Below are 15,109 nucleotides of genomic sequence, written 5' to 3'. Positions count from 1 at the left end.
CTGTGAGCACCACTGCCGAGAAGCTGGCTGAGCTCCGCGCGAAGCTGGAGCTTGCCCGCGAGCCGGGCAGCGCCCGGGCGATCGCCAAGCGCGATGCCGCGGGCCAGGCCAGCGCCCGGGACCGCATCAACACGCTGCTCGACGCCGGCTCGTTCCAGGAGTTGGGCGCACTGGCCAAGACGCCGGGCAGCGCCAGCAACCCGTATGGCGACGGCGTCGTCACCGGCTACGGCTCCATTGAGGGCCGGCCTGTGGTGGTGTTCTCGCACGACCAGACGGTCTTCGGCGGCACTATCGGCGAGGCCTTCGGCCGCAAGGTGGTCTCCGCGATGGAGTACGCGGCCAAGATCGGTGCCCCGATGATCGGCATCAACGACTCCGGCGGCGCGCGCGTGCAGGACGCGGTGACGTCCCTGGCCTGGTACGCCAAGCTGGGGCCGGCGCACGAGAAGCTGACGGGCATCGTCCCGCAGGTCTCGATCATGCTCGGCAAGTGTGCGGGCGGCGCGGTCTACTCACCGATCAGCACCGACGTTGTGGTCGCCACCGAAGAGTCCTATATGTTCGTCACCGGCCCGGACGTCATCAAGTCCGTCACCGGCGAGGAGATCACGCTCGAGGAGCTCGGCGGCGCCAAGAAGCAGATGGCGTACGGCAACGTGCACCACGTCGCGACGGACGAGGCGGCCGCATTTGAGTGGGTCCGCGAGTACCTGAGTTACCTGCCCAGCAACGCGTTCGAGCCCGCCCCGGTGATCAACCCCGGCCTGGAGCCCACGCTGACGGACTCGGACCTGGAGATGAACTCCCTGGTGCCGGACTCCGACAACGCCGGCTACGACATGCACGAGGTCATCCTGCGCGCGTTCGACGACGGTTCCTTCCTGGAGTTGGCGGAGGGCACCGCGAACAACGTCATCACCGGCTTCGCCCGCATCGACGGCCGCTCGGTGGGCGTCGTCGCCAACCAGCCCTTCCACCTCAGTGGGGCGCTCGACGCGGCCGCGGCGGACAAGGCGTCGCGTTTCGTCCGCATGTGCAACGCGTACAGCGTGCCGTTGGTGTTCCTGGTGGACACCCCCGGCTTCATGCCCGGCGCGGAGCAGGAGCGGATGGGTGTGATCCACAAGGGCGGACGGTTCCTGTTCTCCTACGTGGAGGCCACCGTGCCGAAGGTGACGATCGTGATCCGCAAGGCCTACGGCGGCGGTTACGCCGTGATGGGCTGCAAGCAGCTCGGCGCGGACCTGAACTTCGCTTGGCCCACCGCCCGCATCGCCGTGATGGGCGCGGAGGGTGCGGTGACGCTGCTGCGCCGCCGTGAGCTCGAGGCGGCCGGCGACGGCGCGGAGGCGCTCAAGAAACAGCTCGTGGACATGTACAACGAGTTTGTGGCGACGCCGTACACGGCTGCCGAGCGCGGGTACATCGATGGCGTGATCGAGCCGTCGGCGACCCGCCTGGAGTTGCGTAAGGCGATGCGGATGCTGCAGGACAAGATGGTCGAGGACCGTCCCCGCAAGTCGAAGCAGATCCCGATCTAATTCTCAGACCAACGCGGTGGGGCCGGCCGGGATAATCCCGGCCGGCCCCACTGTCTATTGGAGTGTCTACGCGGAGGCCAGCGCCCGCGGCGCCAGCCAGGACACGCGCTTGCCCAGCAGGCCGTCCACGCTGATCCGGCCGGCGCCGACCACTGCGAGCATCAGGGCCGCGAGGCCGAGCACCAGCACCAGCTCGTAGCCGCCGTCGCCGACCCACAGGCCGTTCTCGAAGTGTGTGAAGACGATGGCCCCGGCCATGTCCAGCACGAACAGCGCGCCGATGACCGGTGTGAGCAGCCCGATGATCAGCGCGATCCCACCGAGGACCTCCAGCCACATGACGAGGAATGCGGTTACGCCCGCGGCGGGCACACCCATCGATTCGAAGGCCGCGGTGGTGCCGTCGAGGCCCCACACGTTGAGCTTTTGCAAGCCATGGGCCAGGAATACCGCGCCGAGCCCGACGCGGGCGAGCAACAGGCCGAGGTCGCGGTACAGGGGGTAGCTCATGGTCAGTCCAATCGATTGAGTGGGCAATGCTTGATGCGTCAACTCATAACTTATGGGACGTGTTGTTGATGTGTCAACATATGGGCCGTATTCTTCGGTCATGACTGGTGAAGGCGCATCGACGCGGTGGCTGGACGGACAAGAGCTCGACGCGTGGCTGCAGGTGGCCCGGATTTTGTCGTGGGTGCCCGCGGAGTTGGATGCCCGGCTGCTGCGCGAGGACGGCATCACGCACTTCGAGTACGAGGTCCTCGCGTCGCTGTCCGAGAGCGCCGACCGGCGTCTCCGGATGAGCGTGCTCGCCGGCCTGGCCAACGGCTCGCTGTCCCGGCTCTCCCACGTGGTGCGGCGGCTGGAGCAGCGTGGCTGGGTCACCCGTGAGCGCTGCCCCGACGACCGGCGTGCCACCTACGCGGTGCTCACCGACGACGGCTACGCCAAGGTGGTCGCGACCGCCCCCGGCTATGTGGAGCACGTGCGCTCGCTGACGATCGATCCCCTCGATCGCGAGCAGATCGTGCTCCTGGCCCAAATCGGCCAGCGCCTCAATGACGCTGCGGGCCGGGGTGGGCTGGCGGGCCTGGCGGGGGAGGGCCGCGCAGCCAGCACGGGTGCCGCTGATCCGACCGACTAGCCAACCACCAGCCACCGCTGCTGGTCAACCGCCAGCGGCGTGCCTGCCGGCGGTGTTGTCCACATCCTTTGAGGGTTTGGAGAAGCTGCGTGCGACCCCCGGGGTTGCTGTCGCCGCGACCACAGCGATGAGGATGATGATCAGGGTGACCAACGCAGCGAGGTCGCCCCAGGGAAGCGCGAGTCCTGCGAGATAGCCGGGGGTGCCGACGCTCTCGTTGAGCGGCGAATACAGGAACAGAGCGGCGGCAGCGCAGAACACGGTGACGACTGCTCTCGCAGGCGCGGGTAGCCGCTGGGCCAAAACAATGATGCCGATGACCAGTGGGATGCACACCAGCATGTAGTGGGACCAGAGAATCCCTGAAGCGGCCGTGGCGATCGCGTAGGCCCCCACAAGTACTGCAGGTGCGGCAACAGCTCGATTGTGCCAGGCAGCCGCGGCGAGGCACACGAAAAGCAGGCAGGCGACTAGCACCGGCGCCATGGTGACAATCGTTGGCGCGTCGGTGACTACCGGGGCTACCGAGCCGTCCGGCGGTGTGTCCTGGAGGACCATCGCAGCGAATGATCTGTTCGCCGAAGTGACGACCACACTCGACGAGACCCTGCTAAGGGTGGCTAACCATGTGCTGAACAGCTCTCGTCCCCCGAGGATCAGGGAAGCCAAGGCCGCAGCTCCCGCGGTTATGGTCGCGATGATGCCGCTGCGGCGGTACCGGGGGAAAAACAGCATGAGCGGAATGAGTCCGAGTGGAGTCAGCTTCACTGCTCCGACGATTCCGAGCAGTATGCCGCCTGTGATGGGACGATAACTGGCGCATGCAACAGCGCATATTGTGATGCAGACGATGATGGGGGTGGTTTGTCCAAGCCAGGAGGCGGATTGAAACGCGTTGGAATACCACCCGGCAATTGTCGCGATGACCAGGAATGTGAAGGGGATGGATTGCCGTGACCAGAGGACCCACGAGGCGCTGATGAGTACCGGGAGGCAAAATCCACTCACCACTGTCAGAACGATAGCGGAGCTGTCGAAGCTAAGCAGGTCGGTAAGTGGCGCAACGGCGTAGGCCACCCCTGGAATGTGGACAAAGGGATGGGGCGCTGCCGAGGCTGTGCCAGCGGTGACGAGCTCGTCCCATGCCGGTCCCGCCCATGCGGCGAAGTCCACGGGATCATGATCGTAGAGATGTCCAGTCTTCCCCTGGCGTACCAGCAAGCCGGCGATCCACAGAGAAGACCAGTCATCAGGTTGCTGGCGGCTGGTCCAGTACAGCGCGTTCAGCAACCCGGTGGCCAGGCCCACGATGAAGACAGGCCAGGTCAGTATGCGGCACATCATCCTGGGCTTTGTCATGGTTGAGTCGATTATATTGCCACGGGTCGGGTATGCATTGCCTCGGGTCGCGTTCGACTGCGGTGCAAAATCGGAAAGTCAGTCCGCGGCTTCGTTTTTGCGTCAACGGACAGTGGGGAATGACCGCGAATGGTCAACAAAAACTGGCGGCTTATATCGCTATACCGGCAATTAATCCGCCCTCATTGAAATTCGTGCCCTGGGGGTAGAAATAGCCGATGAATACGTTGGCATTCTCGTTGGTGCCGCGCTACTACGGCGAATGCGGTCGCAAAAATATGCGGGTCAGGTTCTGTGGCGCGCGGATCGGCCGTGTGCCAGCCCTCGGTATACCGAGGGCTGGCACACCCTCTGGTGTGCTACTTGCTATACGCGTGCTTGATCGAACCCGGCGACCAGAGCCCGGAGCGGGTCTGGTCACCAAGCTCCAGCTGCGCGAGCTCGCTGTCCGGCACCTGCGGGCTGTACCGCTCGATGGAGCCCCAGTCGCGGTCCCAGTCGTTGAGCTGGTAGCTCGGGACGGTCTCGGCGCGCAGCAACAGCGAGGTCCAGCCCAGCGGGCCGCCGCCGATATCGTCCTGCCAGGTGTTCGTGGAGCTGACGGCGAGCCCGCGGTCCGGCAGGATGCGGAACTCGGGGATCTCCGCGACTCCGTTGACATGCCCGAAGGGACGCTGGCACGGGAACGCCAGGGACACTGCCCAGTCGAGCAGCACGGGCGCGTCGGAGCCGATGTACTCCTGCACCGTCTGCAGCTGCGCCACTCGGGGGGGCGTGAACGCCAGCCACTCGTTGAGGCCGGGGTCATCGTCCCAGGCGTGGATACGCACGGCGGTGGCGTCGGCGGGCGCCTCGGAGAGCGGCAGGCGCAGGTTTCGCCAGGACGGGAACGGTCCGATGTCGACGAGCCCCGAGCTGGACAGCGGCACGAAGTCGCCGGCCTCCTCGCGGCCGAACTCCACCCGCAGGGTGCCGTCGTTGATCCGGCCGGCGGCGGTGACGACCAAGAGCTGGTCGTTGGCCGCGGTGCGCTCTGGCAGCTGGTACCAGGACGAGATCGAGCTGGCGGTGAGCTGTTCGCCGGACTGGAAGCTGCCGACCACCGGGGTGGTCGCTGGGTCCAGGCCGAAGGGGAGCTTGGCGTGGGAGCCGTTGAGGCCCGGCTCCGCGATGGTGCCGCCGCCCGTGCCCGCACTGTTGGAGCGGGTGTTGGATGAGGCGCCGGTGCCGACGACGCCGGGCTCGACGTACGACTGCTCGGAGCTCAGGTCGACGGGGATGCCGCCGGGGCCGAAATTGCTGCCGACGGTGCTGGTGAGCGCGTCCGCCGGGGTGGCGCCAATGGGCGTGAGCATGCCGAGGTTGGCGTTGGGCTCGAGCACGATCTCATCCCCCTGGGCGCAGGGCTGCCCGATGAGGGCCTTGAGGTTGCCCTTGCCCACCGAGTAGGCGGGCCACTGGTTGGCCATGCCCATCGCCATGGTGGAGACCTCGATGACCACCATCATTCCGGCCATGATCGTCAGCGGCGCGGCGACGAACCCGGTGATGCGCTTACCGAGGGCGGACTGCTTGACCCCGTTGCTGTCTGTGTACGGCTCGCGGTAATGGAGGTACAGCGCCAAGGCCAGGGACAGCAGCATGAGGCCGAGGAATACGTTCGCCACTGCGATGCCGGCGAACTCCGGCCTCTTGCCACCGAACGGGATGCCGTAGTTGGAGACATACCACCAGCTGTTGGAGGACTCGAACGAGAGCGCCATCACGAACATCAACGCGGCGGTGAATAGCGCACGGTTGCGCCCGGCCCGCAGCGCCGACGAGGTCACCGCTATCGCTGTCAATGCGGCCAGCGCGCCCGCCAGCCCGGCGTAGACACCGAAGTGGTGGCTCCACTTGGTGGGGTTGAACATCATGAGCGCCATCGACATGGCGGTAATGCCCACAATGCGGCGGCTGGGCCCGAGCGCGACGCCGGGGATACGGCCCTTGCGGTAGAGCATGGCGGCACACGTGAGCAGGCACAGGATCATGGAGAAGACGGCGAAGCGTCGGGCATTGGAGCCGTCGGGCGAGAACGCCATCAGCGTCTCGTAGCGCAGGTACTCCATGTACCACTCCTCGGACGGGCCGAGGTCGGTCTTCATGGTCGTCGCCTGCAGGACCGACTTTAGGGTGCTGTCGCCGAAGACGAGGACCAGCACCAGGGTGCCGGACGCCAGCAGCGGCGCGAGCGTCGCCGCCCAACCGATCTGCTTGGCGCGCGCGATGATCACCTGCAGCATCGGGCGCGAGCCGGCGATGATCGCGGCCACACAGATGGTGCCCGTGGGGCCCACTGACAGGGTGAACCCGGCGATCATGAAGGCGGCCGCGATGGGCAGCAGCCGTCGGGTCGCGATCGCGCGCTCGACGGAGCACCAGGTGAGCAGCGCGCCGAGGGCAATATAGGGCTCGGGTCGCAGACCGTTGTTGAACGGCAGCCAGAACGCCAGGAACACCAGTCCGGCGGTCCAGCCAATGAGGCTCTTGCTGCGGGCGAGGCGGCCGAAGCGGGGGATGACCTCGCGGCTGATGACCATCCAGGTCAAGATGCCGGCGATCAGGGCCGGTAGGCGCAGCAGTGGGCTGGCGGTGCTGATGTGCGAGAGGCCCGTGAACATGTAGTACGACATGCCGAACGGCGCCTCGGGGGCGGCAAACCAGCGGTAGTAGTTCGATAGATATCCGCTGCCCTCGGCAGTGCGGGCCATGGTCATGATGTAGCCGTCGTCGGCGGTGTTCGCGCCGATGAAGTGCCAAATCGTCAACACGCCGATGACGACGCCGTCCTTGAGCCCAAACGTCCACCAGCGCTGCGGCAGGAACCTGCGGTGCTTGCGGGTGTCGGTGCGGTCGAGCCGGCTGAGCGTGATCAGCGAGCTGAGCGTGAGGATGACCGCGAAGATCATCGCCAGGCCCTTGATCAGGGTCGGCGAGGTGGAGTAGCGGGAGTCGACCTCAGCGGTGAAGGAGAGGCCGGCCGGGGCCGCGTCGGTGCCGCTTACGCCGGTGATGTCGGTGTAGACGCCGACGATCTGCGGACGTTGGTCGTTCTCATTCCAGCCGCCGATGACGTTGCCGTCGCCGTTGAGCAAGCCGTTGAACACGGCCGACGTCATCTCCGGCGTCGACGAGATGTCCAAGCTGCTGCACGCGCCGGGCGCGGTCACATCGGCCAGGGCCACGCGGGCGATCAGCGAGTTGCGGGAGCGGACCTCGACGTGGCCGTCCTGGATGGTCGCGAACAGCCCGCGCTGGTGGGCGGCCTCGCCCGCGGAATCCGGGGCCGTGGACAGCAGCACCGAGCCGCCGGTGTCTGCGAGCGACGCGATCGCCGAGCACGGAATCGACGCCTGCAGGCTCGTCGGCTGGTAGCCGACGAACGGGGCGCTGACCGCGTTCAGTGTGCCGTCCTGCGGCCAGTTCAGCTGGGCCGTCGTCTGCGTGACCGGCAGGATCGGCGTCAGGATGGCCAGGAGGAACCCGAGCAGGCCAGTGACCACGGCGATGATGCGGGCGTTGCGGAGGTGGCCTGGCCCAGTGGGCTTCGTTGCAGGCTTCTCGGCTGGAGGCGGCGAAGTTGTATCAGTCACGGCTGGGGGCACGTCCTGTGATGCTAGTCGGCTCGAATGGGAAGGGCGTCTTCCGGTCGAATGGAGGTCCGGTCACGTCACTTTCGGACGATCACTGTAAACGGTCCAATATTCTCGGTCGAGAATTCTGGACTATCGAATAGTTTCTTCGGGAAGGCTACCGTGTACAACTTCACGTTCGGGTTGTTCGGGTAGACGTCGGCGGACAGTCGCAGCGTGTACGCGTCGTCCGTGGTGCGGAAGACGAAGGCCTGCGGGGCCCGCCACGGGGAGGCGTCGAGTTGGCGGATCAGATCCGCGGCGTCAGTCGACTTGCTCCAGTCGTTGATGGCGGCGGAGCGGGCGTTGAACAGGCCGAGCGGGTTCGCATAATGGGAGGTCAGCGCCTGGAAGCCGAGGTAGGGGTTGAAGCTGAGGAAGCTGAAGTCCGTCGTCAGGACCACGGTGTCCGAGACGGGGGTGGCCACCTGCGTGCGGATGGCCTCGTCGACCTCCGCGAAGTAGCTGGCCGCGCCCGGCGCGTAGCGGTCCGCACGCTGGCCGTTGCCATCGGTGTCGCTGTAGGCGGTGGAGATCTCGGTGGCCAGCACGCGCGGGATGCCCTGGATGAACGAGAGCGCGGCGATGACGCCGATGGCGATCACGGTGACGCGCACCTGCCGCGAGCGGACCCGGGCGACGTCGGCCACCTGGTAGAGCTGGGCGCGGCGCACCGCCCAGGAGGCGACGTCGAACACCCCGAACACGCCGGCGACACCGAGGAGCAGCAGCAGCACCGGCTCCAAGCGGAAGCCCAGCAGGGTGGTGCCAATCACCGTGAACGCCATCGACAGCAGGCTCCACAGATAGATGGACACGACGCCGACGCCGAACGCCTGTGCTCGGACGGAGTTGCGGGCGCGGGTCAGGATCCACAGGAAGCCGATGGCGCAGAGGATGCCGATGAGGTTCAGGTGCAGCATCGGCAGGGGCAGCGCTGAACCGGACTCCGGTAGGTAGCGCATCGCGGTGGCGGCCTCGCTGGGCTTGCTGGCTGCGGCGATCAGGTACGGGGACCACACGACGAGCGCGATCGCGCACGCGATCACGGTGATCACGGCCAGGCGGATCAGGGGGACGACCGCGGCGCGCAGGGTGGCGGCGCTCAAGCGGCGGTCGCCGGTCTCCTGCACGTGCGACCGCATCGCGAGGATGATCACGGTCGCGGCCATCAGCACCACGGTGAACGCGGCCAGTCCCGTGTACAGGGTGTAGATGGTCGCGGACAGGCCAAGGAAGATGCCGACGCCGACGATGGCGGGCCAGCGGCCCTCGGCGCGCTCGATGGGATGGCCCGCGGCGAGCAGTGACAGGTGGCTGGTGGGGTCCTGAGTGGCGCCCGGCCCGGAGCGCGATTGGGCGGCGCTGCGGCGCAGCCCGGACCAGGCTAGGACCAGCACTGGCGGCAGCAGGAGCGCGACGATGGCCCCGTACGGCTCGGGGGAGCCGTAGGCCAGCGCGATCGCGCCCTGCGCCAGGCCGACGACGACGGCCAAGTCGGCGCGCACGAGCCTTGACCACAGCACGGTCGAGGCGACGATGGCGAGCGCGAGGGTCGCGATCGCGTACGGCTTGTACATCTCCCAGCCCGGCATGCCGAGCAGGTCGGCGGAGCGGCCGCCGAACCAGAACCAGCCGGCGGGATAGTACGAGGGGAGATCCGCGTAGTTCATGTCCTGCAGACGTGGGGTGGCCGTCATGCGGGTGAAGAACTGGGTGCGGAACTCTTGGTCCACGGAGATCCCGAAGAGGTAGAGCTTGGTGGCGGATAGGGGCATCGCGAGGGTGACGGTGGCGAAGCCGGACAGGCCCGCCCAGGAGAGTGTCTTGCCCCAGCGGCTGTCCTTATCCCTGCGCAGCAGGGCGATGGCGGCGATGATCACCGCGACGGCGACGACCTGGCCGACCGTGGTCAGCGAGCGCGCCACATGGGAGGTGGTGAAGGCCGGCAGGCTGGTGCGATCGATCAGCGCCAACCCGGCGACAGCCACGACCCCCGACACGATGAGCGCGGCGACCAGCTCCAGCAGCGTCCCCCGCATGGCGCGGACGGGCCCGGGCGTCAGGTGCTGGGCCGCGACATCCCCTGCCACCGTTATACCGGCAGCTTGCGGAAGATCTTTCGCGGCACGTGGCGCAGCACCATCATCACGTAGCGGAAGGGACCGGGCGCCCACACGATCTCTTTGCCCTTGGCGGAGGCGGCGACGGCCATGCGGGCCACGTCCTCCTTGTTCACGGTCAGCGGCGCCTCGTCGACGTGCGCGCTGAACTGGGTGCGGACCATGCCGGGGCGCACCACGGTGATCTGGACGCCGAACGGGTTGAGGGCTTCGCCCAAGCCAAGGTAGAAGCCATCGAGGCCCGCCTTGGTGGAGCCGTAGACGAAGTTGGCGCGCTTGACGCGCTCGCCGGCGACCGACGACATCGCGATGATGCGGCCGTGGCCCTGCGCGCGCATGTGCTCGCCGAGCAGGACGCCGACGGAGACGGACGCGGTGTAGTTGACCTGCGCGACGCGGACGGCCTTGCCCTGGTCCTGCCAGAGCGCCTCGGCATCGTCGTCGAGGGCGAAGGCCACGACGGCCACATCGACGTCGCCCTGGGAGAACGCCTCGGCCATCATCTTCGGGTGCGAGTCGAAGTCCAGGGCGTCGAAGTCGACGATCTGCACATCGAGGGCGCCCTTGGCGCGCAGCGCGGCGGCCGTCTCCTCGCGCGGCTCAGCCGGGCGGGCGGCGAGCACCACGCGCAGCGGGGCGCTGGCGAGGTAGCGCTCGGCGATCGCGAGCGCGATCTCGGAGCAGCCGCCCAGCAGCAGCAGCGACTTGGGGTTTCCCACGGCATCGATCACTTGAGTTCCAACCTTCTGGCCATATCGGACATAAAGACCCCGGTGGGGTCCACTTCGCGCCGCACCGAGATCCACTCGTCGATGCGTGGGTACATGGCGTGGAAGGTCTCCGCGGAGGTGCGGGACTCCTTCGCCAGGTAGAGCCGGCCGCCGAACTCGAGCACGCGGCGGTCCAGTTCGGTGACGAACTCGTGCAGCCCCGGCTTGATGGCGAAGTCCACGCAGATGTTCCAGCCCGGGATCGGGAAGCTCAGCGGGCCCTTGTTGCCCTCGCCGAACAGCTTGAACACGTTGAGGAACGAGTAGTGCCCCGACGCCTGGATATCCCGGATGATCTGCTTGAACTCCTCGACGGCCTCGACCGGCACGATGAACTGGTACTGCAGGAAGCCCTTGGAGCCGTAGGCGCGGTTCCACTCCCCGAACAGGTCGAGGGGGTGGTAGAACTGCGTCAGGTTCTGGACCTTGTTGCGGTAGTTGCCGGACTTCTGGAACCACAGCTCGCCCAGCGCGCCGAAGGTCAGCTTGTTGGCCAGGCCGTTCGGGAACACGTCGGGCAGCGTCAGCAACGTCGGCGCGTCGAACTTGAGCGGATCCTTCTGCAGCTTCTTGGGCAGCTGGTCCAGCTTGGCGAGGGAGCCGCGGGAGACGGCGGCGCGGCCGAGCTTCGGCGCGGGCGCGATGGCGTCGAACCAGGCCGATGAATAGTCGTAGTGGTTCTCGCTGCCGTCGCTGTGCAGGGCGATGGTCTCGTCGAGGCTGTTGGTGCGGTCGCCGTCGGCGATGAAGTACGCGGTCTCGGTGGGCGTCATCTTGATCGTCGCGCGCAGGATGATGCCGGTCAGGCCCATGCCGCCGACGGTGGCCCAGAACAGCGCGCCCTTCGGGTCGTTCTTGCCGCCGCGCGGGGTCAGTTTGCGGACCGTGCCGTCGGCGGTGAGCAGGTCTAGGGACGTCACGTGGTTGCCGAAGCTGCCAGCGCTGTGGTGGTTCTTGCCGTGGATGTCGGAGCCGATGGCCCCGCCGATGGTGACCTGGCGGGTGCCGGGCAGCACGGGGACCCACAGGCCGAACGGCAGCGCGGCCTTCATCAGCTGATCGAGGGTGACGCCGGCGTCGACCTCGACCAGGGCGGAGTCGCGGTCGGTGCGGTGGATGCGGTTCAGCGCCGTCATGTCGATGACGAGCCCGCCGGCGTTCTGGGAGGGGTCGCCATAGGAGCGGCCCAGGCCGCGGGCGATGACGCCGCGGCGCAGGTGCGCCGGCTTGGCGTCGTTGCGCTCGGCGACCTCGGCGACGGCCCGGGCGATCAGCTCGACGTCGGGGGTGCGCAGGACCTGTGCCACAGACGGCGCGGTGCGGCCCCAGCCGGTCAGAGTCTGGGCCGTGGTCGGCAGGGTTGTCGCCGGCGCCGGGCGTGTCTCGTTGGTGCTGCTGTCAGCGGAGTTAGACATCGAGGGAAAGGTTACCGCGAAGTTAGATGTCGGACACTCGACGAGGGTGTGATCTGGCCCGAATCAGCAGGTTCCGGCAGGCAGTTGTTCCAGATGCGCGACGATCCACTTCGCGATCTCGTCCAGCATCGCGTTCCCGTCCTCGAGGCTGCCGGAGGTGGCCACCGCGGTGATCGCGACCGCGGTCTGCCCGTTCGGCGTGTCGATGATGCCGAACTGCCGGGTCAGGAAGTCCGGTTCACCGGGGCCCCAACCGCCCTTGAATCGTGCGCCCTCGATGGTGCCCAGGCCCCACCGCTGCTCCTCGTCGATCTGGCCCATGAACTCGAGAACCGGACCGGCGTCGGCCAGGCACGGCAGGCCGGCGGCGAACCGGACCTGGTCCGCGTCGTCCCACAGGCTCTCCCCGTAGCTGGGGCCGCCCGAGTGTAGGCGGTCCGTCTCGAACACGGTGACCTCGTCCCCGCCGTCGCGAAGCGCCTGGTCGAACTTGTCGATCCAGGTGTCCATGTCGTCGCCGAGCAGTGTCCAGAGCGTCCAGGTGGCGTCGTTGTCGGAATAGACGATGGCGCTCTCGACCAGGTCCAGCACCGAGTCGCCGTTCTCGCGCAGCGCGGCGATGGACAGCGGCACCTTCATGGTCGACCAGGCGACGTCCTCGATGTCGTCGCCGAAGGAGAGGACCTCGCCGCCGTGGCCCACCGGCGCGATGGCGATCGAGACCTCGCCATCGAGGCCCGACCGGAGCGCGTCGAAGTCCGCGGACAGTGCGGACACCTGGGCCGGATTGATCGCGCCGTCAACCTGTGCGATGGACGTCGCCTTGGCGGCCGGGACCTCGGGATTGTGGCAGCCGGACAGCAGCAGCACGCCCGCCAACAGTCCGCAGCCCAGCAGCAGGGCCGGCCGCTGTGACCGGGTGTGTACGGGGAGAGTCCGCAGGCGGCGGGCAATCCTGCCGCGATGCTGGGGGGTCATGGAGGTCCTCATCTGAAGGCGCCAGGTGCTGGCGGTAGTTCGGTGTGGCGGGGTGCTGCGCGGCATTCATTGTGCGCTGTGCGCGCCGATCATGGGTGCCGAGCGGGGTTGGGGTCAGCGGGGGTAGATGGCGAAGGGGGCCATGGACTCGGAATTCCCTGTTCAGGCCAGCGTGAGACTATATCGCGGTGCTAATTTTTGGTGTGCCGGCCGTGCTCGTGGCGGTGTGCGTGCTCTTCCTGCCCGGTGCGGCGCTGGGCTGGTCGTTGGGGTTGCGTGGCCGCCTGCTGTGGGGGGTCGCTCCCGCGCTGACGCTGGGGTTCACCGGATTGGCCGCGATCAGCTACTCGGGACTCGGCATCACCTGGGCGCCGATCCCCGTCCTCGCCGGCGTCGCAGCGGTGTGCGCGGTGCTCGCGGGCAGCACGTGGCTGCTCCGTTGGCGCTGGCCGGGGCTATATCCCCACGAGCCCGCACATGTGGGCCGCGTGCCGGTAGCCCTCGCGATCGCGGCCGCGTCGGCCATCGCCGTGACGATCATGCTCACCGCCACGCGCGGCCTGACCAGGATCCCGCAGGGCTGGGACGCCCTGCTGCACGGCACGGCTTCGCGGCTGATCGAGCAAAGCGGCGACGCGAGCCCGTTCGCGTTGGCCGACGCGGCGGCGCCGGGCAACGCCGCCTTCTACTATCCGGACGCCTTCCACGCGCTGACAGCGCTGGTGCTGCACGTGCCCGGCCAGTCGATGCCCGGGGCGCTCAACGCTATGGTCACGGCCACGGCCATCGTCTTCATCTTCGCCACGGTGGCGCTGGTCTCGCGCATCGACCCGCGACCCCTCGCGTTGTCCGCCGCGGCGGTGCTCGCCGCCAGCTTCTCCGCGTTCCCGGTGCTGCAGGCTGCGCATGGCCCGCTCTCGCCGTTCGCGCTGGGGGCCGCGGCTATGCCGGGCGTCCTCGCGGTGGTGTTCGCGCTGCTGCGGCGGCCGTCCGCGCCGCTGGTCCTCGCCGCGGCGCTGGGCATGTCGGGCCTCTATGTGACACACCCGTCGATCGCGGCGATGGCACTGATCCTGATCGCGATCATCGGGGTGTGCTGGCTGCTGTGGGGCGGTCGGACCCGGACCCCGCGCAGTCTGGTCACGGTGCTCCTGGCCGGGCTGGGGGCGGTGGCGCTCACCCTGCCCAGCGTCGACACCGCGTCGAAGTCCGTGATGAACAACTTCGACTGGCCGGCCGAGGCGACATTCGGGGAGGCGGCGGCCCAACTGCTCGGCATGCGCACGTATGTGGCGCCGCAATGGCTGCTGTTCGCGCTGGCAGTGGCGGGTCTGTGGGCGCTCGGGCGGCGGCGAGAGCTGCGGCCGCTGGTTATCGGCGCGGCGGCGATCGGCTGGCTATTCGTGATCGCGGCCGCCTCGGACGCGCCATATGTGCAAACCCTGACCTCGCTGTGGTGGAACGATGCCATGCGGTTCCTTGGCCTGTACGCCGTCATGCTGGCGCCGATTGTCGCCTGCGGAGTGGTGGTCCTGGTGAAGGTGGTGGCGCGTCTGGGCCGGAACCTTCTGGGCCGGGGCAGGCTCGACGTGCGCTGGGTCGGCGTCGTCGCGGTGGTGGCCCTCGCCGCGATCTCCGCGGCCTTCTACGCGCCCCGCGGGGTCCAGATGCTGGCACGGAACTTCCAGGAGGGCGTCACCGTCTACCCCGAGGAGGCGGCGGCCTACGCGCAACTCGCGGAGCTGTACGACGGCGGCGCCATCATGAACGATCCCTATGACGGCTCCCCGTGGATGTACACCCTCGAGACGCTGCCGATCCTGGTGCCCGGGCCGTTGGGGGAGGACCCGGTGGGCACCCTCGGCCAAGACCGGATGGACCTGTACGCGGACATCCACTCCTATGGGCACAACCCCTACATGGCGGATATCGTCGAGCGTCTCGACGTGCGCTGGCTCGTGGTGGGCGAGGGCAGCGTCGGCGGGATGCCCAAACCCCCGGGCTTCGCCGGAATCGCGGAGAACCCCGCCTTCGAGCCGGTGATCGTCAACGACAGGACGGTCATCTACCGCCTGGTGCGGTAGCGGCGCCTGTGCTGGCCG

Annotated in this window: 10 protein-coding genes; 3 read left to right on the top strand and 7 right to left on the bottom strand. The window is 67.9% G+C overall.

From position 1 onward, the window contains the following. The first annotated feature begins 2 nt into the window (after positions 1-2). Positions 3-1,544 carry an acyl-CoA carboxylase subunit beta gene (locus TBIF_RS16850; protein ID WP_024795926.1) on the top strand — a complete coding sequence of 514 codons (1,542 nt, stop codon included), beginning with the start codon at positions 3-5 and terminating at the stop codon, positions 1,542-1,544. Positions 1,545-1,610: 66 nt separating this feature from the next. On the opposite strand, the gene TBIF_RS16845 is transcribed toward TBIF_RS16850, so the two are convergent. Continuing rightward, positions 1,611-2,054, bottom strand: a complete 444-nt coding sequence (locus TBIF_RS16845) for a DoxX family protein (protein ID WP_024795925.1) — start codon at positions 2,052-2,054, stop codon at positions 1,611-1,613. A 100-nt stretch (positions 2,055-2,154) separates the two neighbouring features. On the opposite strand from TBIF_RS16845, the gene TBIF_RS16840 reads away from it, so the two are divergent. Further along, complete coding sequence (locus TBIF_RS16840) at positions 2,155-2,688, top strand: MarR family winged helix-turn-helix transcriptional regulator (RefSeq protein WP_024795924.1); 534 nt, start codon at positions 2,155-2,157, stop codon at positions 2,686-2,688. A 24-nt stretch (positions 2,689-2,712) separates the two neighbouring features. On the opposite strand, the gene TBIF_RS16835 is transcribed toward TBIF_RS16840, so the two are convergent. The 6 genes from TBIF_RS16835 to TBIF_RS16810 form a co-directional block, all read right to left on the bottom strand. Beyond that, positions 2,713-4,047 carry a glycosyltransferase 87 family protein gene (locus tag TBIF_RS16835; RefSeq protein WP_024795923.1) on the bottom strand — a complete coding sequence of 445 codons (1,335 nt, stop codon included), beginning with the start codon at positions 4,045-4,047 and terminating at the stop codon, positions 2,713-2,715. Positions 4,048-4,406: 359 nt separating this feature from the next. Then, positions 4,407-7,694, bottom strand: coding sequence for an arabinosyltransferase domain-containing protein (locus TBIF_RS16830; RefSeq protein ID WP_024795922.1), 3,288 nt, complete (start codon positions 7,692-7,694; stop codon positions 4,407-4,409). 65 nt (positions 7,695-7,759) lie between these two features. Continuing rightward, positions 7,760-9,763: a galactan 5-O-arabinofuranosyltransferase gene (locus tag TBIF_RS16825; RefSeq protein ID WP_051461611.1), complete on the bottom strand. Its 2,004-nt coding sequence runs from the start codon at positions 9,761-9,763 to the stop codon at positions 7,760-7,762. Between the two features lie 53 nt (positions 9,764-9,816). Beyond that, positions 9,817-10,575, bottom strand: coding sequence for a decaprenylphospho-beta-D-erythro-pentofuranosid-2-ulose 2-reductase (dprE2, locus tag TBIF_RS16820; protein ID WP_024795920.1), 759 nt, complete (start codon positions 10,573-10,575; stop codon positions 9,817-9,819). Then, entirely contained in the window at positions 10,572-12,029 is a 1,458-nt protein-coding gene (gene dprE1, locus TBIF_RS16815) for a decaprenylphosphoryl-beta-D-ribose oxidase (RefSeq protein ID WP_024795919.1), read from the bottom strand. The genes dprE2 and dprE1 overlap by 4 nt, the downstream gene beginning before the upstream one ends. A 63-nt stretch (positions 12,030-12,092) precedes the next feature. Then, the gene (locus TBIF_RS16810; protein ID WP_024795918.1) at positions 12,093-13,007 is read right to left on the bottom strand and encodes a serine hydrolase; all 915 of its coding nucleotides are present in this window, start codon (positions 13,005-13,007) and stop codon (positions 12,093-12,095) included. A gap of 188 nt (positions 13,008-13,195) precedes the next feature. On the opposite strand from TBIF_RS16810, the gene TBIF_RS16805 reads away from it, so the two are divergent. Beyond that, entirely contained in the window at positions 13,196-15,091 is a 1,896-nt protein-coding gene (locus TBIF_RS16805; protein ID WP_148302306.1) for a DUF6541 family protein, read from the top strand. Positions 15,092-15,109 lie beyond the last annotated feature (18 nt).

Origin of the sequence: Tomitella biformata AHU 1821 (assembly GCF_000524475.1) — a bacterium.
Taxonomy (GTDB): Bacteria; Actinomycetota; Actinomycetes; order Mycobacteriales; family Mycobacteriaceae; genus Tomitella; species Tomitella biformata.
The sequence above is the reverse complement of the archived record's forward strand: the minus strand, read 5'-3'. Positions and strand labels throughout refer to the sequence as shown.